General features: G+C 66.3%; 12 protein-coding genes. 9 read left to right on the plus strand and 3 right to left on the minus strand.

The window, feature by feature from the left end; all coding sequences use genetic code 11:
* The first annotated feature begins 162 nt into the window (after positions 1–162).
* The 7 genes from AB3X89_RS15950 to treY all read left to right on the plus strand — a co-directional run bounded on the left by AB3X89_RS15950 (position 163) and on the right by treY (position 18,716).
* On the plus strand, positions 163–3,615 hold the full coding sequence (locus AB3X89_RS15950; protein WP_368584150.1) for a maltotransferase domain-containing protein: 3,453 nt from the start codon (positions 163–165) through the stop codon (positions 3,613–3,615).
* On the plus strand, positions 3,612–7,079 hold the full coding sequence (gene treS / locus AB3X89_RS15955; protein WP_368584151.1) for a maltose alpha-D-glucosyltransferase: 3,468 nt from the start codon (positions 3,612–3,614) through the stop codon (positions 7,077–7,079). Before AB3X89_RS15950 ends, treS begins: the two co-directional genes overlap by 4 nt.
* Positions 7,072–9,282 carry a 1,4-alpha-glucan branching protein GlgB gene (glgB, locus tag AB3X89_RS15960; protein WP_368584152.1) on the plus strand — a complete coding sequence of 737 codons (2,211 nt, stop codon included), beginning with the start codon at positions 7,072–7,074 and terminating at the stop codon, positions 9,280–9,282. The genes treS and glgB overlap by 8 nt, the downstream gene beginning before the upstream one ends.
* Positions 9,283–9,397: 115 nt before the next feature.
* The gene (glgX, locus tag AB3X89_RS15965) at positions 9,398–11,611 is read left to right on the plus strand and encodes a glycogen debranching protein GlgX (protein ID WP_368584153.1); all 2,214 of its coding nucleotides are present in this window, start codon (positions 9,398–9,400) and stop codon (positions 11,609–11,611) included.
* Positions 11,612–11,746: 135 nt separating this feature from the next.
* Entirely contained in the window at positions 11,747–13,651 is a 1,905-nt protein-coding gene (gene treZ / locus AB3X89_RS15970) for a malto-oligosyltrehalose trehalohydrolase (RefSeq protein ID WP_368584154.1), read from the plus strand.
* The gene (gene malQ, locus AB3X89_RS15975; protein WP_368584155.1) at positions 13,648–15,852 is read left to right on the plus strand and encodes a 4-alpha-glucanotransferase; all 2,205 of its coding nucleotides are present in this window, start codon (positions 13,648–13,650) and stop codon (positions 15,850–15,852) included. Before treZ ends, malQ begins: the two co-directional genes overlap by 4 nt.
* Complete coding sequence (treY, locus tag AB3X89_RS15980) at positions 15,849–18,716, plus strand: malto-oligosyltrehalose synthase (protein ID WP_368584156.1); 2,868 nt, start codon at positions 15,849–15,851, stop codon at positions 18,714–18,716. Before malQ ends, treY begins: the two co-directional genes overlap by 4 nt.
* A 41-nt stretch (positions 18,717–18,757) precedes the next feature.
* Here treY and AB3X89_RS15985 read toward each other — a convergent pair whose 3' ends face one another.
* Positions 18,758–20,101 carry a hemolysin family protein gene (locus tag AB3X89_RS15985; protein WP_368584157.1) on the minus strand — a complete coding sequence of 448 codons (1,344 nt, stop codon included), beginning with the start codon at positions 20,099–20,101 and terminating at the stop codon, positions 18,758–18,760.
* Between the two features lie 91 nt (positions 20,102–20,192).
* On the minus strand, positions 20,193–21,014 hold the full coding sequence (locus AB3X89_RS15990) for a sensor histidine kinase (RefSeq protein ID WP_368584158.1): 822 nt from the start codon (positions 21,012–21,014) through the stop codon (positions 20,193–20,195).
* A gap of 196 nt (positions 21,015–21,210) precedes the next feature.
* Here AB3X89_RS15990 and AB3X89_RS15995 point away from each other — a divergent pair, with 196 nt between their 5' ends.
* On the plus strand, positions 21,211–21,552 hold the full coding sequence (locus AB3X89_RS15995; protein WP_368584159.1) for an FKBP-type peptidyl-prolyl cis-trans isomerase: 342 nt from the start codon (positions 21,211–21,213) through the stop codon (positions 21,550–21,552).
* Positions 21,553–21,571: 19 nt separating this feature from the next.
* Positions 21,572–22,360, plus strand: coding sequence for a helix-turn-helix domain-containing protein (locus tag AB3X89_RS16000; protein WP_368584160.1), 789 nt, complete (start codon positions 21,572–21,574; stop codon positions 22,358–22,360).
* A gap of 17 nt (positions 22,361–22,377) precedes the next feature.
* Here the strand turns inward: AB3X89_RS16000 and AB3X89_RS16005 are convergent, their stop codons facing one another.
* The gene (locus AB3X89_RS16005; protein WP_368584161.1) at positions 22,378–23,574 is read right to left on the minus strand and encodes an O-succinylhomoserine sulfhydrylase; all 1,197 of its coding nucleotides are present in this window, start codon (positions 23,572–23,574) and stop codon (positions 22,378–22,380) included.
* Between the last annotated feature and the right edge of the window lie 72 nt (positions 23,575–23,646).

Below are 23,646 nucleotides of genomic sequence, written 5' to 3' on the forward strand. Positions count from 1 at the left end.
GCACCCGCGACTGGCCAGCGGCGTGACGATCTTTGCACTACATTGACCAGTACGTGCCCCCGCTGACGCATCGCGCGGTATCCGGCTCGGGAAGCCCAATGAGCGCTGTGATCGCATGCCAACTGCATCCACACCGCAGCAGGACAACTCTGGAAACGACCGATGGAACCTCCAAACGGGTACGCGCCGCGGATTTACTTTTTTCACTCTCTTCTCGTCGGGCCTCTCGATGCCTGGCCCGCGCAGTTCGCTCACGCGGCCGGGCTCGGCTTCGATCACGCGTTGATCGCCGGGCTGTTCGAGCCGGGCCAGGCGGGCCACGCTCAGGTGGTCGGCAATCACGCGCGGCTGCATCCGGTGTTCGAGGCGCAGCATTCGGTGCCCGACGCCGTACGCATGCTCGCCGATGCCGCGCGCCGCAATAATCTGACGCTGCTGATCGATCTGGTGATCGACCGCGTGGCCGCCGACGGCGTGCTGTACAGCGAACATTCGGACTGGTTTCACGCGCGCGAGTCCGAGCTCGCGCGGCTCGATCCGCGTCACGTGCATCGTGAAGACAACGTCGCCTATGCGAATTTCGACGACCCCGCGACGAGTGCCTCGCTGTGCGTCTGGTGGACCCAGCAACTGCTCGCGCTCGCCGAGGCGGGCGTCGGCGGCTTCCGTTTCGATTCGCCGCACCGCGTGCCGGCTGCCGTATGGCGGCATCTCGGCGATGAAGTGCGCGCGAAGCATCCGCATATGCGCTTTCTCGCGGCAACGCCGGGCCTCGCGCGCGGCGATCTGCCCGGGCTCGAAGCAGCCGGCTTCGACAGCGCGTTTTCGTCCGCGCGCTGGTGGGACTTCCGTTCGAGCTGGATGGCCGAGGAGCATGCGGCGCTCGCGCGCGTCGGTGCGCCGATCGCCTTTCCCGAAGCGCCGTACGGCACGCGCCTCGCCGCCGAGTTGAGCGACGTGCACGATGCGGCGATCGTCGAGCGGGCGTATCGGCGCGCGCTGTTCACGTCGGTTGCACTGGGCAGCGGCTGGATGATGCCGATGGGCTTCGAATACGGCATCGCCGAACCGATGTCGCAAACGCGCGGCGACGCCGCGCAGTTCGCGCGCGCCGTGCAGTCACGGCGCTTCGATCTGAGCGCCGCCGTCACCCAGGCGAACGACTTCGCGCGCAATACGCCGACGCTGCATGCGAACGGTGAATTGCGCCAATGGAGCGGACCCGGCGCATCGGCCGCGGTTCTGCTGCGCGCCGACGCGGCCGATCTGCGCGACGCCAGCGAAGCACTCCTGATCGTCGTGAATCCCGAACTCGGCGCGCCAGTGCGGGTCGATCCCGCGCGCTTCCTCGCGGGCGTGCCGGGCAGCTTCACGCGCTTCGTGCCGCTCGATGCGCGCGGCCGGAACGAACCCGCGGCCCTCGCGCCGTTCGCGCTCGCGCCGGGCGCGGTGCGGCTGCTGCGCGCGTTCGCGGAACAGCCAATCTACCTCGCGCCGCCCATCGACAAGTCGAACAGCAAGCGCAGCGGCCACAAGACCGTGCTCGACGCGATCGAAGCGCCGCGCGTCGCAATCGAGAGCGTGTCGCCGTCGGTGGAAAACGGCCGCTTCGCGGCCAAGCGCAGCGTCGGCGAGCGCGCGGAGATTCGCGCGGCGATCTTCGCCGAAGGTCACGACAAGATCGCGGCCGCCGTGCTGTGGCGCGCGGCCGACGAAACCGCGTGGCACGAAGAGCTGATGTCGCCCGCGCCGCCGGCCGGTCTCGACTTGTGGAGCGCGCGGATTCCGCTCGAGCGGATCGGCCGCTATGAATTCACCGTGATCGCGTGGCGCGACGACTTTGCCTCGCTCGTCGAGCACATCCAGAAGAAGTTGAAGGCGAACCAGACCGTCGAGATCGAACTCGACGAAGCCGCGCATCTGTTCGCGCTCGTGCTCGCCGAAGTCGAGACTAGCGAAGGCGCGGACAAGGAGCAGCTCGAACACATCGTGCGCGACTTCCAGAAGGCCGACGCCGAACAGAAGCTCGCGCTGATTCTCGCGCCCGCCACCGCGGCAGCGATGACCGCCGCGCGCCACCGGCCGTTTCTGAGCCGCGATCAGGTGATCTACAAGATCGACGCGGAACGCACCGCGGCCTATTTCGCGAGCTGGTACGAGATCTTCCCGCGTTCGATGAGCGACGACGAATCGCGCCACGGCACGTTCGCGGACGTGACCGCGAAACTGCCGCGCATCCGCGACATGGGCTTCGACGTGCTGTACTTTCCGCCGATTCATCCGATCGGCCTCGCGAACCGCAAGGGCCGCAACAACACGCTGACCGCGCAGCCGGGCGATGTCGGCAGTCCCTATGCGATCGGCGCGGCCGAAGGCGGCCACACCGCCGTGCATCCGCAGCTCGGCACGCTCGACGATTTCAAGGCGATGCTGGCCGCCGCGCATGCGCACGGCCTCGAAATCGCGCTCGACTTCGCGATCCAGTGCTCGCCCGATCACCCGTGGCTGAAGGAGCATCCGACATGGTTCGCGTGGCGCCCCGACGGCACGCTGCGCTATGCAGAGAATCCACCGAAGAAGTATCAGGACATCGTCAACCCGGACTTCTACGCGCACGATGCGAAGCCCGACCTGTGGCTCGCGTTGCGCGACGTGATCCTGTTCTGGGTCGACGCGGGTGTGCGCATCTTCCGCGTCGACAATCCGCACACCAAGCCGCTGCCGTTCTGGGAATGGATGATCGCCGACGTGCGTGCGCGCCACCCCGATGTCATCTTCCTCGCCGAAGCGTTCACGCGGCCGCGCATGATGAACCGGCTCGGCAAGATCGGCTTCTCGCAGTCGTACACGTACTTCACGTGGCGCGAGTCGAAGCGCGATTTCATCGAGTACATGAGTGAGCTCACGCAGACCGGCGCGCGCGATTTCTACCGGCCGAACTTCTTCGTCAATACCCCGGACATCAACCCGCGCCATCTGCAATCGCAGGGACGCACGGGCTTTCTGATCCGCGCGGCGCTGGCCGCGACACTGGCCGGGCTGTGGGGCGTGTATAGCGGCTTCGAACTGTGCGAGGCCACCGCGCTGCCGAACAGCGAAGAGTACCTGGACTCCGAAAAGTATCAGTTGCGCGCGTGGGACTGGCACCGGCCCGGCAATATCGTCGGCGAGATCACCGCGCTGAATCGCATCCGGCGCGCGAATCCCGCGCTGCAAACGCATCTCGGTCTCACGTTCCTCACCGCGCACAACGATCACATCCTGTTCTTCGAGAAAGCGACCGAGTCGCGCGACAACGTGATCGTCGTCGCGATCAATCTCGATCCGTTCAACGAACAGGGCGCGGACATCGAGTTGTCGTGGGACACGTTCCAGCGCTGGCATCTGCACGACCACGCCGCGCTCGAAGTGATCGACCAGATGACCGGCGCACGCTTCGAATGGCACGGACGCTGGCAGCACGTGCGGCTCGGCTCGGGCCAACCGTTCTCGATCTGGCGCATCGCGCCGCTAGGCGGCCTGCCCGCCGATCGCCCGGAGGACAGCGACCACGAACACGACAGCACTCTTCACGCAGACGCTGTCACCCCAACCTGGATGGAAGGTGGAACATGAAGCGCGACGATCCAGCCCAATCCACGCACGAGGCGCAAACGGCCGCGGCCGTCGGCACTGCGGCGAAGGTACGCACGCGCCGGCGCGGCAAACCCGCGGCGCTCAGCGACGATCCGCTATGGTACAAGGACGCGATCATCTACCAGGTGCACATCAAGTCGTTTTTCGATGCGAACAACGACGGCGTCGGCGATTTCCCCGGCCTGATCGCCAAGCTCGACTACATCGCCGAGCTCGGCGTCAACGCGATCTGGCTGCTGCCGTTCTATCCGTCGCCACGCCGTGACGACGGCTACGACATCGCCGACTACCGCAACGTGCATCCCGACTACGGTCAGCTCGCGGACGTGCGGCGCTTCATTCAGGAAGCGCACGCGCGCGGCATCCGCGTGATCACCGAGCTCGTCATCAACCACACGTCGGATCAGCACCCGTGGTTCCAGCGCGCGCGGCGTGCGAAGGCCGGCTCGAACTATCGCAACTACTACGTGTGGTCCGATACCGATCAGAAGTACGCGGAGACGCGCATCATCTTCATCGACTCGGAGCCGTCGAACTGGACGCACGATCCGGTTGCGGGCGCGTACTACTGGCACCGCTTCTACTCGCACCAGCCCGATCTGAATTTCGACAATCCGGCGGTGATGCGAGAGGTGCTGCAGGTGATGCGCTTCTGGCTCGACATGGGCATCGACGGGCTGCGGCTCGATGCGGTGCCGTACCTGGTCGAGCGTGAAGGCACCAACAACGAGAACCTGCCGGAAACGCACGAGATCCTGAAGCGGATTCGCGCGACCATCGACGCCGAGTATCCGAACCGGATGCTGCTCGCCGAGGCGAACCAGTGGCCCGAGGACGTGAAGGAGTACTTCGGCAACGAAGACGAATGCCATATGGCGTTCCACTTCCCGCTGATGCCGCGCATCTACATGTCGATCGCGAGCGAGGACCGCTTCCCGATCACCGACATCATGAAGCAGACGCCGGACCTCCCCGATTCGAACCAGTGGGCGATTTTCCTGCGCAATCACGACGAGCTGACGCTCGAAATGGTCACCGATTCCGAGCGCGACTATCTGTGGAACACCTATGCGAGCGATCGCCGCGCACGTCTGAATCTCGGCATTCGCCGCCGTCTCGCGCCGCTGATGGAGCGCGACCGCCGCCGCATCGAGCTGATCAACTCGCTGCTGCTGTCGATGCCCGGTACGCCCGTCATCTACTACGGCGACGAACTCGGCATGGGCGACAACATCCACCTCGGCGACCGCGACGGCGTGCGCACGCCGATGCAGTGGTCGTCGGATCGCAACGGCGGCTTCTCGCGCGCCGACCCCGAGCAACTGGTGCTGCCGCCCGTGATGGGTACGCTGTACGGCTTCGACGCGGTCAACGTCGAAGCGCAGAGCCGCGACCCGCACTCGCTATTGAACTGGACGCGCCGCATGCTGTCGACGCGGCGCTCGAAGCAGACCTTCGGACGCGGCACGATCCGCTTTCTGAAGCCGGAAAACCGCAAGATTCTCGCGTATCTGCGCGAGATGCCCGGCGAGGCGCCGATCCTGTGCGTCGCGAATCTGTCGCGCGCGCCGCAGGCGGTCGAGCTGGACCTGTCCGAATTCAACGGCTTCGTGCCGGTCGAGATGACCGCCGATTCGGTGTTCCCCGCGATCGGCCAACTGACCTATCTGCTGACGTTCCCGCCATACGGCTTCCTGTGGTTCATGCTGTGCGAAGGCGGCGGACGGCCGACGTGGGCGCAGGCGCATTCCGAGCCGCTGCCCGAGTTCGTCACGATCGTGATCCGCGAGGGGCAGACCGGGCCGACACCCGAAAACGTGCGGCTGCTCGAATCCGAAGTGCTGCCGTCGTGGCTGAGCCGGCGCCGCTGGTTCGCGTCGAAGGATCAGAAGATGCATGCGGTGCGGCTCGCCGCGCTGACGACGATTCCGAACGGCGGCTTCGCATTCACCGAAATCGAAGTGGACGTCGGCGATCACACCGAGCGCTACGTCGTGCCGATCGCGCTCACATGGGGCGGTGAAACCACCACGCCGCTGTTCCTGCAATTGGCATTGGCGCGCGTGCGACGCGGCCGCACCGTCGGCCATCTGACCGACGCGTTCTCGCTGCCGATCTTCGCGCACAACGTGCTGCGCAAGATGCGCGAACACGCAGTCGTGCCGACCGTGCAGAAGAGCGAAATCAAGTTCCTGCCGACCGAGCGCTTCGCCGAACTCGACAATCTCGGCGAGCGGCCCGAGATTCGCTGGCTTGCCGCCGAGCAGAGCAACAGCTCGCTGATCATCGCCGATGCCGCGGTGCTGAAGCTGGTGCGGCGGCTCGTCAGCGGCATCCATCCGGAAGCGGAAATCAGCCGCTATCTGACACAGCTCGGCTATGCGAACACCGCGCCGTTGTATGGCGAAGTGGTGCGCGTCGATCCCGAGGGCGTGCCGCATACGCTCGCGATCCTGCAGGGCTTTATCGACAATCAGGGCGACGCGTGGAACTGGTCGCTCGATTATCTGCGCCGCTCGGTCGACGAGCTGGCAATCGCGGTCGACACCGAAACGCAGACCGCACCCGATCGCACGAACGAGTCGATTCTGCTGGACGGCTACGGTGAACTCGCGGGCATCATCGGCCGACGGCTCGGCGAGCTGCACGTCGCGCTCGCCACGCCGAGCGACGACCCCGCGTTCGCGCCGGAACATGCCAACGCCGAGCAGGTGAAAGCATGGGTCGACGCAACGCAGACGATGCTCGCGAGCGCGCTCGATCTGCTCGCGCCGCGCATCGCGGAGATGAGCGACGCGGACACGAAGGGGCTCGCGCAAAGTCTGATCGATCGGCGCGCCGCGCTGGTCAAGGCGGTCGACAATCTCGTGCCGGGCGACGCGGGGGCGTTGCGCATCCGCATCCACGGCGACTTCCATCTCGGTCAGGTATTGGTCGCGCACGGCGACGCGTATCTGATCGACTTCGAGGGCGAGCCCGCGCGTTCGCTCGAGGAACGTCGCCAGAAATCGAGCCCGTTGCGTGACGTGGCCGGTCTGATGCGCTCGCTGTCGTATGCGAGCGCGGCCGCGCAATCGACCACCGAAAGCGCGCCGCAACAGACCGCGGATCGCAAGCGTGCTCTGTTCGAGCGCTTCCGCTCCCACGCGACCACGGCGTTCCTCGCCGAATACCGCGCGGCGGCCGCTCAGTCATCGGAGCCGCTCGTCGCGCCCGAATCCGAAGAGGCGCTGCTCGATCTGTTCCTGATCGAGAAGGCCGCTTACGAGATTCGCTACGAGGCGGCCAACCGGCCGACATGGCTCGGCTTACCGGTACGCGGCCTCGCCGCGCTCACGAGCCGACTGCTGGGCGATACCGGCGCACCGCCGCATTACGATCCATCAACCCGGGTGTCCGGCTCCGCTACGCCGCCCAACCCGGCCGAGGGCGACTATGAGTGAGCATGATCCGGCCGCAGGCCTTCAACCCGTCGATATCGACGCGCTCGTCGAAGCGCGCCACCCCGATCCGTTTTCGCAGCTGGGGCTGCATCAGACCGCCGCGGGTCCGATCGTGCGCGCGCTGCTGCCGAATGCCGCGCACGTCACCGTGATTTCGCGCGCCGATGGCGCGACGCTCGGCGAGCTCGAGCAACTCCGGCCTGGCCTGTTCGCGGGCCGCATCACGTCGGCGATGCCGTATCGGTTGCGCATCGACTGGCATGGCGTCGTGCAGGAAGTGGAAGATACCTATTCGTTCGGTCCGGTGCTCGGCGACGAGCCGCTCCAACGTCTTGCGCACGGCGATCCGTACGCGGTGCTCGAATGTCTGGGCGCGCGGCCGGTCGACATCGACGGTGTGCCGGGCGTGCGCTTTGCCGTGTGGGCACCGAATGCACGGCGCGTGTCGGTGGTCGGCGACTTCAACGCGTGGGACGGCCGCCGTCATCCGATGCGGCTGCGTCACCAGGCGGGCGTGTGGGAGCTGTTCGTGCCGCGCGTCGGCGCCGGCACGCGCTACAAGTACGAGCTTCTGTCGCGCGACGGCCATCCGCTGCCTTTGAAGGCCGATCCGTGCGCGATGCAGACTGAAAAGCCGCCGGGCACCGCGTCGATCGTCGCGCACGTGGACGAGATCGAGCAGTTTCCGTGGACCGATCACGAGTGGATCCAGTCGCGCGCCGGCAAGCAGACCGCGCGCACGCCGATTGCGATCTACGAAGTGCATGCAGAGTCATGGCTGCGCATCGCCGAAGAAGGCCAGCGCGGTCTCGTCTGGGAAGAGCTCGCCGAGCGGCTGATTCCCTACGCGAAGAGCATGGGCTTCACGCACATCGAATTTCTGCCGATCGCCGAGCATCCGTTCGGCGGCTCGTGGGGCTATCAGCCGCTCGGGCAGTTCGCGCCGTCCGCGCGCTTCGGCAAGCCCGAGCAGTTCGCGCGTTTCGTCGATCGCGCGCACGAAGCGGGGCTCGGCGTGATTCTCGACTGGGTGCCCGCGCATTTTCCGAACGACGCGCATGGCCTGATCGATTTCGACGGCACGCCGCTCTACGAACATGCCGATCCGCGCGAGGGCTATCACCAGGACTGGAACACGATGATCTACAACCTCGGCCGCAACGAGGTGAGCGCGTTCCTGATCGCGTCGGGGCTCGCGTGGCTGCAGCGCTATCACGTCGACGGCCTGCGCGTGGATGCGGTTGCGTCGATGCTGTATCGCGACTACTCGCGCGCGGCCGGCGAGTGGGTGCCGAACATCTATGGCGGGCGCGAGAATCTCGAATCGATCGCGTTCCTGAAGCGCTTGAATCATGAAGTCCGCTATGTGCCGGGCGCACCCGGCGCGATCACGGTCGCGGAGGAATCCACCGCATGGCCCGGCGTGACCGCAAGCGTCGCGGACGGCGGTCTCGGCTTCGACTTCAAGTGGAACATGGGCTGGATGCACGACACGCTGCACTACATGCACGAAGACCCGATGTATCGCCAGTACCACCACCACAACATGACGTTCGGCATGGTCTACGCGTATTCCGAGCGCTTCGTGCTGCCGCTTTCGCACGACGAGGTGGTGCACGGCAAGGGTTCGCTGCTTGGCAAGATGCCCGGCGACCGCTGGCAGCGTTTCGCGAATCTGCGCGCGTACTTCGGTTTCATGTGGACGCACCCGGGCAAGAAGCTGATGTTCATGGGCGGCGAATTCGGCCAGATGGCGGAGTTCGATCATGACGGCTCGCCGCATTGGAATCTTCTCGACGATCCGGCTCACCACGGCGTGCAATTGCTGGTGCGCGACCTGAACCATCTGTACCGCAACGAGCCGGGGCTGCATCTGCTCGACAGCGAACCGGGCGGCTTCGAATGGTTGATCGGCGACGACAGCGCCAACAGCGTGTTCGCCTATCGGCGCACCGACGGCGCGGGCCAGGAGTTCGTCGTGGTGTGCAACATGACGCCGGTGCCGCGGCTCGGCTATCGGCTCGGCATGCCGCGCGGCGGGCGCTGGGTGGAAGTGCTCAATACCGACGCGGCCGTATACGGCGGCTCGAACATGGGCAACGGCGGGCTGATCCATTCCGACCAGGTAACGAGCCACGGCAGGCCGCATTCCGCCGCGCTGACTTTGCCGCCACTCGCAACTATCGTCTTGCGCGCGGACTAAGGAAACGTGCCGCAGCACAGGCGCGCGGCGCGAAGGCAAGCGCCGCGCCCCCGTTGCATGAAGACTCGGACGGACCCGGGCTCTAGCTCGACAATCAGAACAGGAAAGGGAAAACATGTCGCATGCGTTGCCCGACCGGTTGCTGCCCGGCTCACCGTATCCGCTCGGCGCGAGCTGGGACGGGCTGGGCGTCAACTTCGCGGTGTTCTCGGCCAATGCGCAAAAAATCGAGCTGTGCCTGTTCGATTCCACCGGACGCAAGGAGATCCGCCGCTTCGCCATGCCCGAATGCACCGACGAGATCTGGCACGGCTATCTGCCGAACGCGCATCCGGGCACCGCGTACGGCTTTCGCGCGCACGGGCCGTATCAGCCGCATTTCGGGCATCGCTTCAATCCGCACAAGCTGCTGCTCGACCCGTATGCGCGCAAGCTCGTCGGGCAGTTTCGCTGGTCCGACGCGCTGTTCGGCTATCGCGTGCATTCGAATCGCGCGGACCTTTCGATCGACCGGCGCGATTCCGCGCCCGCGATGCCCAAGTGCGTCGTCGTCGACGAGGCGTTCGACTCGTCGCACGACCGGCGTCCGGACGTGCCGTGGGGCGAAACCGTGATCTACGAAACGCACCTGCGCGGCGCGTCGATGCTGCGCTCCGATCTGCGCCAGCATGAACGCGGCACGTTCGCGGCACTCGCGGCGCCGGAATTCATCGAGCATCTGCTGAAGCTCGGCGTGACCGCGGTCGAGCTGCTGCCCGTGCACGCGTTTCTGAACGACCGCTTCCTCGTGGAGCGCGGCCTGCGCAACTACTGGGGCTACAACACGGCCGCGTTCTTCGCTCCGGAGCCGACCTACCTGAGCACGCACCGGCTCGACGAAATGCGCATCGCCGTGCGGCAACTGCACGCGGCCGGTATCGAGGTGATTCTCGACGTGGTCTACAACCACACCTGCGAAAGCAACGAGATGGGCCCGACCATCTCATGGCGCGGCCTCGACAACGCCAGCTACTACCGGCTGATCCCCGGCGACGAGCGTCACCATATCAACGACACGGGCTGCGGCAATACGGTCAATCTGCCGCATCCGCGCGTGATGCAGATGGTGATGGATTCGCTGCGCTACTGGTCGACCGCGTTCAACATCGACGGCTTCCGTTTCGATCTCGGTGTGACGCTCGGGCGCGAAAGCCACGGCTTCGACCCGGGTTCGGGCCTGTTCGACGCGTTGCGCCAGGACCCGGTGCTGTCGCAACGCAAGCTGATTTCCGAGCCATGGGATATCGGCCCTGGCGGCTATCAGCTAGGCAATCATCCGCCGGGCTTCAGCGAATGGAACGACCGTTTCCGTGACACGGTGCGACGGTTCTGGCGCGGCGACGCCGGCCTGCGGCCCGACCTCGCCGCGCGCCTGACCGGTTCGGCCGATCTGTTCAACCGGCGGCATCGCAAGCCGTGGGCGTCGCTCAACTTCGTCACGTCGCATGACGGCTTCACATTGGCCGATGTCACCGCGTACGAGCAGAAGCACAACGAAGCGAATCAGGAAGACAACAACGACGGCCACAACGAGAATTGCAGCCGCAACTGGGGTGTCGAAGGCGCGACCGACGACCCCGCGATTCTCGCCACGCGCCGTCGCGTGTCGCGCTCGCTGATCGCGACACTGATGATCGCGCTCGGCACGCCGATGCTGCTCGCCGGCGACGAAGCGCTGCGCACCCAACGCGGCAACAACAATGCTTACTGTCAGGATAACGACCTATCGTGGATCGACTGGGACCTTGCGGATTCGCCCGAAGGCCGGCGCATGACCGAGTTCGTCGCGCGCGTGATCGGCTTGCGAAAGCGCCACCCGCTGTTGCGTGAAACGCGCTTTCTGTTCGGCGACCGCGAGGTGCTGCCCGGCCTGTTCGACGTCGGCTGGTTCGACGAACACGGCGATCCGCTGACGATCGAAGCGTGGCAGGACCCGGAGGGACGCGCGTTCACGTTGCGTCGCGCGGGACCGGGCCTGAATGGCGAAACCGAAGTATTGTTATTGATGCTCAACGCTCACGACGAACCGCTGCAGTTCTCGCCTCCCGCGCCGCATCTGGAATGGCATGTGCTGCTGGACACCGCCGATCCGGACCGCGCGCCGCAGAGACTCGCCACGGCCGAACTCGAGGTCGGCGCACACGGCCTCATGATACTAGCCGCGCAGCCGACCGGCGAAGCGGATTGGCAAGCCGGCTGGGTGGCCGGCGCGCAGCACGGGCCGCGGTTGTTGACCGCGCTGCCGCCCGACCCCGGCGCGCAGACACCAGACGACGATGGCTCGCAATGAACGATGCACTGCGGCGACATAGTTCGAGCGTGGACAAATCGCAACGCGGCCGGGGTGGCAAGAATGTTGCGACGCAATGCTTGCGTTGCGTCACCTTGCTAGCCAGGCGCGTTTGCAGATTCGAATGGTGAAGACATGTCCGATAGTCCGATTGATCCTCACACGCATCATCACGCGCACTGTCTGCCGTTCAGCGCGCAGTTGATCGGCGCGAGCGGCGCGCGACCGCGCACGCGGTTCCGTTTCTGGGCACCGTCGTGCAACAGCGTGCAGGTGGTCATCGAAAGCGACCACGCGCAAGGCACGCACGACATGGCGCCGACCGGCAACGGCTGGTTCGAGACCACCGTGGAGAGCGGTGCGGGCACGCTGTATCGGTTCCAGCTCGACGGCAAGCAGACAGTGCCCGATCCCGCCTCGCGATTCCAGCCGCGGGACGTGCATGGCCCGAGCGAGGTCATCGATCCGCGCGCCTACCATTGGGAACACACCGAATGGCACGGCCGGCCCTGGGAAGAAACGGTACTGTACGAATTGCACGTCGGTGCAATGGGCGGCTATGCGGGCGTGCAAAAACGTCTGCCCGAGTTCGCCGCGCTCGGCGTCACCGCAATCGAACTGATGCCGTTGAACGACTTTCCCGGCCGTCACAACTGGGGTTACGACGGCGTGCTGCCGTATGCGCCCGACTCCGCGTACGGCCGCCCTGAAGGACTGAAGGCGCTGATCGACGCCGCACATGGTATCGGCCTGATGGTGTTTCTCGACGTCGTCTACAACCACTTCGGACCCGACGGCAACTATCTGCATACTTACGCGGAGCCGTTTTTCCGCGCGGGCGTAAAGACGCCATGGGGCCCCGCGATCGACTTCGAGCGCAGCGAAGTCAGCGACTTCTTCACCGACAACGCGGTCTACTGGATCAACGAGTACCGCTTCGACGGCCTGCGCTTCGACGCGGTGCATGCGATCGACAACCCCGCGTGGCTGCGCGAGCTGTCGGACCATATCCGCGCGCGCGTGCAGCATGGCCGCCATGTGCATCTGGTGCTCGAAAACGAGCACAACAGCGCGAGCCTGCTCGACGCGCATTTCGACGCGCAATGGAACGACGACGCGCACAACACGCTGCACGTGCTGCTGACCGGCGAAACCGAAGGCTATTACCACGCGTATGCGAACGAACCGATTCGCCGGCTCGCGCGTGTGTTGTCCGAAGGCTTCGCGTATCAGGGCGAGCCGTCGCCGCTGCACGATGGTGCACCGCGTGGCGAAGCGAGTGCGCATCTGCCGCCGACGTCGTTCGTGATGTTTTTGCAGAACCACGATCAGATCGGCAACCGTGCGTTCGGCGAACGTCTACGCAAGCTGACTTCGGATGACGCGCTGCGCGCCGCGACCGCGTTGCTGTTGCTGTCGCCGCAAATTCCGCTGCTGTTCATGGACGAAGAATACGGCTCGACGCAACCGTTCCTGTTTTTCACCGATTACACCGGCGATCTCGCCGACGCGGTGCGCGAAGGGCGACGCCGTGAATTCGCGCGCTTCGCCGCGTTCAGCGACGAGAAAAGCCGCGCGCAGATTCCCGATCCGAACGATGCCCAGACCTTCGCCGCGTCGTCGCCGCCCGCGCCCGATGCGAAGCCGACACCGGATCGGCTCGACTGGATGCATTACTACAAGTCAGCGCTCGCGGTGCGCGCGAAGCTGATCACGCCGCGCCTGAAACATACGAAGGCGTGCGGCGCGACCGTGCTGCGCGACGCAGGTGGCGGCGACGCGAACGCGCTAGTCGCGCGCTGGAAACTCGGCGATGGCGAGACGCTATCGATCGCGCTGAATCTGTCGAAACAGAGCGTCGCGTTCGACGACATCCCCGCCGGCAAGATCATTTTCGAAACGCCACCACGCGCGCGCGAGCAGGCCGACGCGCGGCTATTGCCCGCTGACGCGTGCATCGCATGGCTGACCGGCGACATCAACGAATTCGCCAGCCGCCACGATGCGCGCATCGCATCGCACGAGGAGCAGCGCGCGTGACGACCCGACGCCCCAACGACCGGCTCGTCGCGCTCGCCACCCGTGCAGGCTTCGAGGTGGAGTGGCAGGACGCGCACCACAACGCGCAGCACGTGCCCGAGAAGACGCTTGGCACGCTGCTCGAACGCATGGGTCTGCCGTGCGGCAATGCCACCGATATCCGCCACAGCGCCGCTGCTCTGGAGGCCGAACTATCGGGCCGACGGCTACCGCCGCTGATGACCGCGGTGATCGGGCGTGGCATCGCGCTGCCGGCGGCCGCGGTCAAGTCGGGCAGCCATTACCGGATCGAGTTGGAGAGCGGCGCGATCATCGACGGCCGCTTCACCGCGCCGAAAGGCGAGGGAGCGCTGCTCGCGCCGATCGACGAAGCCGGCTATCACACGCTCGTGATCAACGACCAGCGCATGACGCTCGCGGTCGCGCCGCCGCGCTGCTACACCGTCGCCGACGCGTGGCGCACGCTGCACGGCGGCGAAGGCGATGGCGAACGCGAGGGCGTGCCGCCCATGCCGCCCCTGTGGGGCATCGCCGCGCAGCTGTATGGCTTGCGTCGCGTCGGCGATGGCGGCATCGGCGATTACACGGCGCTCGCGCAGCTTGCACGGCACGGCGCGCAGCGCGGCGCGCACGCACTCGCCGTCAGTCCGACCCACGCGATGTTCAGCGCGCAGCCCGAGCGCTTCAGCCCATACGCACCGTCGTCGCGTTTGTGGCTCAACGTCACGCATATCGATCCGGCCGCGGTGTTCGGCGCCCACGCGTGCGCATCGGCATCGGCGCGGGCCGGCAACGCATCGTCGAAATACGAAGATCTGCCGCTGATCGACTGGCCGCACGCGACAGCGTTGAAACTCGCGGTATTGCGCGCGCTGTACGAACAGTTCAACGCGCACGAGCGCCCGCAGCACTCGCCCCGCGCACTCGAATTTCACGGCTTCTGCGAACGCGCGGGGCGCGCGCTCGAAGATCACGCGCGCTTCGAAGCTCTGCAAGCCGCGCAACTCGCGCAAGGCGGCGACGGCCATTGGCGCAACTGGCCCGACGCGTTGCGCGACCCGCGCAGCCCCGAAGTCGACGCGTTCGCCGCCGCGCATCGCAACGAGGTCGACTTTCATCTGTTCCTGCAATGGCTGGCCTCGCGCGGCCTGTTGCACGCGCAGCACACCGCGCGCGAAGCCGGCATGGCGGTCGGCCTGATCGCCGATCTCGCGGTGGGTTGCGACAGCGCCGGCAGCCATGCATGGTCCTACCCCGACGACATGCTTCAGGGCGTGTCGGTCGGCGCGCCGCCCGATCTGTTCAACCAGGCCGGCCAGTCGTGGGGACTCACCACCTTTTCGCCGCGCGCGATGCGCACGCAAGGCTTCGCCGCGTTCATCGACATGCTGCGCGCGGCGTTCGCGCATGCGGGCGGCATCCGCATCGATCACATTCTCGGCTTGCGGCGCCTGTGGCTCGTGCCCGAAGGCGAAAGCGCGCGCAACGGCGCGTATCTGCGCTATCCGCTCGAAGACCTGCTGCGGCTGATCGCGCTCGAATCGTGGCGGCATCGCGCGATCGTGATCGGCGAGGATCTCGGCACCGTGCCGTCCGGTTTTCGCGAGCGGCTCGACGAGCACGGCATCGAAGGGATTCGCGTGCTGTGGTTCGAAGGCGCGCCAGATGGCCACGGTTTCAAGGCGCCCGCCGATTGGGACCGCTACGCGGTCGGCACGACGACCACGCACGATTTGCCGACCGTTGCCGGCTGGTGGCGCGGCAGCGACATCATGTGGCGCAATCGCATCGGCCAGACGATGGCGCGCGCCGACGGCCGCGACCCCGAAGAAGCGGCGCTCGAAGAGCGCGCGCAGCAGCGCGCCGACTTGTGGCGCGCGTTTCAGCGAGCGGGCGTGGCCGCGCCCGACGTCGCGCCGCCGGACGCCGACAACCCGCCAGTCGACGAAGCGCTCGCATTCGTCGCCGCGACGCCCGGGCCGCTCGTCACGTTCCCGCTCGAAGACCTGCTCGCGCTTGCCGAGCAGCCGAACCTGCCGGGCTCGATCGACGAACATCCGAACTGGCGCCGCCGCATGACGCTGCCCGTCGACGCGATGTTCGACGACCCTGTATTCACCGACCGACTGCTGGCCGTCGACGGCGCCCGCCGCGCCGCCGCGCCTTCACCGAACACTTCCGCGGAGCCCGACACGCCATGACCGTCCCACGCTCCACACTGCGCCTCCAGTTCCATCGGGGCTTCACGTTCGACGACGCCGCGCGCCACGTCGAATATTTCGCCGCGCTCGGCATCAGCCATCTGTACGCGTCGCCGATCACGACGGCCGAGCCCGGCTCGATGCACGGCTACGACACCGTCGACTACACCCAGGTCAGCGCCGAATACGGCGGCGAGGCGGGCTTGAGGCGCCTCGTCGACAAGCTGCGCGCGCACGACATGGGGCTCATCGCCGACATCGTGCCGAATCATATGGGCGTCGGCGGTTCGAGCAACGCGTGGTGGCTCGACATCCTCGAATGGGGACGCCACAGCGCGTTTGCGCGTCATTTCGACGTCGACTGGCATTCGCCCGATCCCGCGCTGCGCGGCAAGGTGCTGCTGCCGACGCTCGGCGCGTCGTACGGCGATGAACTGGTGGCGGGCCGCATCGCGCTGCATTTCGCCGCTGACAGCGGACGCTTTTATATCGGCTACGGTCCGCACGTGTTCCCGGTCTGCCCGGTCGATTACGCGGCGATCCTGCAAGGCGCCGACCGCGCCGATCTGAGCGCGCTCGCCAATCGCTTTCACGGACTCACGACGCAGCCCGCCGATCAGCCGCGCGCCGCCGAGGCGCGCGACGCGCTGCGCGAGTTCGTCGCGCGCGAAGGCGCGTCGGCGATCGAGTTCGTGCTGGAGACTTACTCGCCGCAAGATCCGGTCACGCGCGACCGGCTGCATCGGCTGATCGAGCGGCAGCATTTCCGGCTCGCGTGGTGGCGCACCGCCTCCGACGAAGTGAACTGGCGGCGCTTCTTCGACATCTCCACGCTCGCCGCCGTGCGCGTCGAGCGGCCCGAGGTGTTCGAGGCGGTGCATGCGCTGATCTTTCGCCTCTACCGCGAAGGGCTCATCGACGGCTTGCGGATCGATCATATCGACGGGCTCGCCGAGCCGCGCGAATACTGCCAGCGTTTGCGCCAGCGGCTCAGCGAGTTGCGCGACACCGCGCCGTACGTGGTGGTCGAGAAAATTCTCGGCCGCGGCGAGCCGTTGCGCGACGACTGGCCCGTCGACGGCACGACCGGCTACGACTTCATGAGCGACGTCGGCGCGCTGCTGCACGATCCGGCCGGCGCAGAACCGCTCGCCAACACCTGGGCCGAGCTGACCGGCCGCAGCGCGCGCTTCGCCGATGAAGCGCACGCGGCACGGCGCAAGATTCTCGCGGAAAACTTCTCGGCGGAACTGGACCGCGCGGCGCGCGCGCTGCATCGGATCGCACGCGATTCGCTGAGCACGCGCGACTTCACGTACCCGGCGCTGCGCCGCGTGCTGACCGAACTGGTCGTGCATTTCCCCGTGTACCGCATGTATCCGCTGGGCGGACTGCGCAGCGCCGCCGACAACGTCTATTTCGAGCAGGCGCTCGCCGGCGCGCGCGCTTCGCTGCCGCGCTCGGACGACGCGACGCTCGAGCGCGTGAATGCGTGGCTCGGCGGCAGCGCCGAAGAGGGGCCGCCCGCGCGGCCCGGCGCGCAGTCGCAGCAGCAGGCGCAAGGCGGCGGGCCGCCGCCGCACGCGGGATCGTCCCGGCGCAGCGCGCAAACGCTGTTTTCGCAGCTGACCGCGCCGCTCGCCGCCAAAGCGATCGAGGACACCGCCTGCTATCGCTACGGGCGTCTGCTGTCGCGCAACGAAGTGGGCTCGGATCCCGGCGAGTTCGCGCTGTCGGTCGAGCAGTTTCATGCGGGCAATCTCGAGCGCGCGCAACGTTTTCCGCATGCGATGCTGGCGACCGCCACGCACGATCACAAGCGCGGTGAAGACGTGCGAGCGCGGCTCGCGGTGTTGAGCGAGATCGCCGACGAATGGGGCGCGACGCTGCGTGCATGGTCGACGTTGAACGCGCCGCAGCGTCGCGCGCTCGACGGCACGCCGATCAGCAGTGTGAGCCAGGACAAGAGCGACGCATGGGCTCCCGGCCCCGCCGCCGAGGATATGCTGTACCAGACGCTGGTGGGCTGTTGGCCGCCCGATCTGCGTGCCGACGACGAAGCCGGCGTCAAGGAGCTGGCCGAACGCGTCGCGCAATGGCAGTTGAAGGAGCTGCGCGAGGCGAAGCTGCAAACCAGCTGGCTCGCCCCCGACGAAGCCTACGAAGCCGGCTGCCGCGAGTTTCTGTTCGGCATCCTCGCGCCGCAGCGGCGCGACGCGTTCCTGAAGGAACTGTCTGCGTTCGTCGAGCGAATCGGTCGCGCGGGCGCGCTCAACAGTCTGCAGCAGACGGTGCTGCGTCTCGCGTCACCAGGAATCCCCGATCTTTACCAAGGCACCGAGCTGTGGGACTTCAGCCTTGTCGATCCGGACAATCGGCGGCCCGTCGATTTCGCGAAACGCGAGGCATGGCTGCCTCAGCCGCAAACGCCGCCGTCGGAATTCCTCGCGGACTGGCGCGACGGGCGCGTGAAGCTCGCGATGATCCAGCGCGTGCTGGCGCTGCGCGCGCATCTGCCGGAGCTGCTGAGTCAGGGCACGTATTTGCCGCTCACGGTGCGCGGCGTGCATGCGTCGAATGTGATCGCGTTCGCGCGGCGCCATGGCAATGCGTGGGCCGTAGTGATCGCCAGCCGGTTGGCCGCGGGCCTGCTTGGCGACGAAGGCGATCTGCCGCTCGTCGAACCGGCGCAATGGGCGGATACGGCCATCGAGATGCCGCCCGATCTGTCGGCGCGCGCGCTGTTCGACTGGCTGAGCCCCGCGGCGCCGAAAGTCGACGATCACGGGCTGCTGTATCTGCGCGACGCGCTCGCCGCGATGCCGGTCGCGGTGTTGGTGGAGGATGGAGTGCCTCGAAGCTGAGGCGGATGAACCGGGTTGAGGCTGCGGGTCGGCTCGGGCCTTCAACCGCCCTCGTCGTCGAACACCTTCGGATACACGCGCACCAGCACGATGCGCGGTCCCTTCATCTTCTTGACCACCACGTCGAAGTCTTCGAACTCGACGCGCTGCCCTTCGCCGGGCAGATCGTTGAGCGCCTGGATCACGAGGCCGCCCACGGACTCGGCCTTGCCCTCATCGATGTCGATACCCAGCGCCCGTTCGAGCGACACCACCGGCAAGCTGCCCTTGCCCATCAGCGTGCCGTCGTCCATGCGGGTCCAGTCGGCGTCGCCCTGACGGAACTCGTCGTGGATCTGTCCGACCAGCGCGCCGAGCAGGTTGTCGAGCGTCAGGAAGCCGATCGGCTTCTCGTTCTTGTGGCCGACCAGCGCGAAGTGCGGCGCACCTTTGCGAAAGCGCCGGAACAGTTCCAGCGCCGGCATGTCCGGCTTCACGTACTGCACGGGGCGCACGTAGCGCGACAGGTCTTCGAGCGTGCTGCCCGCCTGGCGCGCGAGCAGCAGATCCTTCAGATGGATCATGCCGGCCACGCGCTCGCCCGCGGCATCCTCGAACAGCGGATAGCGGCTGAAGCGGTGCCGCGCGACCACCTGCATGTTGTCGCGCAGCGGCAGATCGCGCCGCAGACAGACCATTTCATGCGACGGCCGCATCAGGTCGGATACGGTCATACGCGAGAAGTCGAGCGAGTGCGCGATCGTGTTCCATTCGTCCTGGCTGTACGCGCCGCTCGACGAACCGAGTTCGCTCGCGACGTTCGCGCGGCGGCCGCGCAGGATCAGCTTGAGTTCCTCGGTCGAGTAATGCGAGTCGTGGCCGTGGTCGGTATCGAGGCCCGCGGCCTTCAGCACCGCGTTCGCGCTCGTGTTGAGCAGCCAGATGGCCGGGTACATCGCCCAGTAGAACGCGTACAGCGGTGTGGCGGCCCATAGGGAAATTTTCTCCGCCTCGCGGATCGCCAGAGATTTCGGCGCGAGCTCGCCGACCACGATATGCAGGAACGAAATGCACGAAAACGCGAAGAACAGCGAAATGCCGTGGATCAGCTTCTCGGACTCGACGCCGATCAACGAGAAAAGCGGCATCAGCAGTTGCGCGAAAGCCGGTTCGCCGATCCAGCCGAGCCCGAGCGACGCGAGCGTGATGCCGAGCTGACAGGCCGACAGATAGGCGTCGAGCTGTCCGTGCACCTTCGCGAGCAGACGGCCGCGCATGCCATGCTGGGCGGCGAGGCTTTGCACGCGGGTCTGCCGCAGTTTGACCAGACCGAATTCGGCTGCGACGAAAAAGCCGTTGAGTGCAACCAGAAACATTGCACCGATGAGGGCGACAACCTGTATCAAAGCGACGGGCTCCGGCAACAAAAGTTGTCAGTATAGGGGCTGAAAGCTCAATGAAATCTTTATTGTGCGCAAACGCATTCGCGTGCGACGCTCATTTCGGCACCGCCGCGCTGAACGGCACGCGCAGCACGAGCGTAGCGGGCGTCGCGGTAACGCTGCCCGCTTCCGTCGAATCGCTTTGCTCGAAGCTGCCGCCGTGCGCCTCCGCGACGCGCTTGCACAACGCGAACACCCACGCGATGCGCTTCGCCTCGCGCGGCTCGCCCGCCTGCTTGCGCGCGAACGCTTCGAGCACGTGCGGCAGCGCGGCGTCGTTCAACGCGGCCTCGTTCGGCTCGTACGTGACGCTCGCATGCCATGTGCCGTTGTCCGCGCGCGCGGCCAGTGCGACCTCGGCGCCCCGCGCGCTCGCTTCGACGGCGAACGTCAGCATCAGCCACAGCGCGGCGGCAAGACGAGCGCGGTCGCCGTTCAGTTGCTCGGTGGCGATCTGCGAGTCGAGCCGCACGTCGACGCCGCGCGCGCGGGCGAGGCCGGCGCGGACTTCCTCGACGGTTTCGGCAAGCAGCGGATGCAGCGGAAAAGGCTCATACGTGAGCGCGAGCGATTTGGTTTCGGCGCGCGTCGTATCGACGATCGTCTCGAGCAGCTTCACCTGCTGATCGACGCCGCTGCGAATGCCGGTGATCGCGCGCTGCGAGTTGGGATCGTTCGCGTCGAGCTTGCGCTCGAGCACGTAAGCCCAGCTATGAATCGCATTCAACGGACCGCGCAGGTCGTGCGACACCAGCGACAGCACATGATCGCGCATGAACAACGCGGTTTCCGCGCGCAGCAGCGCGCTGCGTTCGGAGATGACGAAGCCGGCCGACGCCGGCTGGGCGCCAGCAGTCCCGGTGGGTGACGTAGTCACGATCGAGTCCTCTCAGGCAGTGCTGGATGATGGGGGGAAGCCTCATTATAGGCATCCCGTTCGGACCGACCAGTGGAGGCCGAACCGCGAGACGCGACGCAATCCGCATGCCATGCGCGAAACCGGACAAGATTCGGCGATCGGCGTCAACGCGCCTACAATGTCGGTTTTACGTTTTTGATCTGAGGAGCAACGCATGTCGACTATGACGACCGAATCCGGCCTGAAGTACGAAGACCTCGTGGAAGGCACCGGCGCCGAAGCCGTCGCCGGCAAGAGCGTGACCGTGCACTACACGGGCTGGCTGACCGACGGCCAGAAGTTCGATTCGAGCAAGGACCGCAATGACCCGTTCGCGTTCGTGCTGGGCGGCGGCATGGTCATCAAGGGCTGGGACGAAGGCGTGCAAGGCATGAAGGTCGGCGGCAAGCGCAAGCTGACCATTCCGCCGCAACTCGGCTACGGCGTGCGCGGCGCGGGCGGCGTGATCCCGCCGAACGCGACGCTCGTGTTCGAAGTCGAACTGCTCGCGGTCTGAGCTAGACCCAAGTATTGCCATGAGCCACGCCGCCGTCACCGCCCCTAACGTTTCGCTGCGCTGCTACGGCGCGATCGAAGCGTCGGACGTGCACGACTTCCATCAGGTCGTGCTGGGACTCGACGGTGCGATGGTGATGGCGGTGGACGGCGTCGCGGAGCAGATCGACGCCGGCTCCGCATGGCTGATCCCGGCCGGCGCGCGGCACGATTACTCGGGCGTCGGCACGAACCGTCAGCTCGTACTCGATTTGCCCGCGACGTCGCTGGCGGTGCCCGAGCGGCTGTTCGAGCGCGCGCGAGCCGTGGCCGTCGATCCATCGCTCGCACAGCTCGTGCACACGATTGCCGCGCATGCGGCGGGCGGCGCGGGTGAAGCGCAAGATAATGCCGTCGGTCACCGTCGCTTCCATTGGGATGCCGCGGCACGTCTGGGCGCCGCGCTCGTCGTCGATTCCGGGGCACTCGCCGGTGCGCAGAGCGAAGGCGTTAGGCTCGATTTCGCGCGCATCGACCGCTGGCTGCGCGCGCATCTGTCCGAGCCGCTGAAGATCGCGGACCTCGCCGCGCACTGCGGCTTCGGCATGCGGCGTTTTCATCAACTGTTTATCGATGCGTTCGGCGAGACGCCGCATCGCTATTTGCAGCGGCTGCGGCTCGACACGTCGATCACGCTGCTCGCGGACCCGCGTCTTTCGTTGACCGATATCGCGCTTGACATCGGCTTTGCCGATCAGAGCGCTTACACGCACGCATTTACGCGGCGTTTTGGGCTCGCGCCCGGACAGTGGCGCGCGTTGCGGCACTGAGGGCGGCGAAGGTACTGTCAGCGTTCTAATCCACGCCGCAGATCCGCACGGATATCGCCCGCGTTTTCAAGCCCCACCGCAAGCCGGATCAGACCTTCGCTGATGCCCGCCGCCGCGCGCGCTTCGGGCGTGATGCGGCCGTGCGTGGTCGTCGCCGGATGCGTGATCGTCGTACGCGTGTCGCCCAGGTTGCCGGTGATCGAACAGACCTTCGTGCCGTCGATCACGCGCCATGCGTTCGCGCGCATCTGCTCGGGCGTGTCGCCCTTCAATTCGAACGACACGATCGCGCCGCCCGACTTCTGCTGACGCATCGCGAGCGCATGCTGTGGATGCGATTCGAGCCCCGGATAGAACACGCGATTGATTGCCGGATGCGACTCGAGCCAGCGCGCGATTTCGAGCGCGTTCGCTGACTGCTTTTCGACGCGCAACGACAGCGTTTCCATGCCTTTCAACAGCACCCACGCGTTGAACGCGGACAGCGTCGGCCCGGCGCTGCGCACGAACGGAAACACCTTTTCCATGATGAATTGCTTCGAACCGACCAGCGCGCCGCCGAGCACGCGGCCCTGGCCGTCGAGGAACTTGGTCGCCGAATGCATGACGACATCCGCGCCCAGTTTCAGCGGCTGCTGCAACGCCGGGCTGCAGAAGCAGTTATCGACGACGAACAACGCATTCGCGGCTTTCGCGATCCTGCCGATCGCTTCGATATCCGAAACCTCGGTCAGCGGGTTGGAAGGCGTCTCGAGGAAAAACATCTTCGTTTCGGGACGCACCGCTTCGTTCCACGCGTTCAAATCGGTCGGATCGACGAACGTAGTCGTGATGCCGAACTTGCTGAAGATCTGCGAGAACATGCCTAGTGTCGAGCCGAACAGCGCCCGCGAGCTGACGAGGTGATCACCCGCTTGCAACATCGACATCACGACCGACATGATCGCGGCCATGCCCGACGCGGTCGCGATACAGGCCTCGCCGCCCTCGAGCGCGGCCAGCCGGTCCTGGAACATCGAGACGGTCGGATTCGAGAAGCGCGAGTACGTGAAATAGTCTTCGGAGTTCTTGAAGCGCTCGGCGGCTTCCGCGGCGCTCGCGAATACGAAGCTCGAGGTCAGGAAGATCGCTTCCGAGTGCTCGTTGAAGTTGCTTCGCGCGGTGCCCGAGCGGACGGCCAGCGTGTCGAAGTCGAGGTTCAGGGAGTCGTCCATGTTGGGTCTGGTCTCCAGGAGTCCGTCGCGGCTTTGGTGGCTAAATGAGGCAGCAACAAAAAAGCCCGCTTT

It is taken from the genome of Paraburkholderia sp. BR14320 (assembly GCF_040948665.1).
In the GTDB taxonomy this organism is placed as follows: Bacteria; Pseudomonadota; Gammaproteobacteria; order Burkholderiales; family Burkholderiaceae; genus Paraburkholderia; species Paraburkholderia youngii.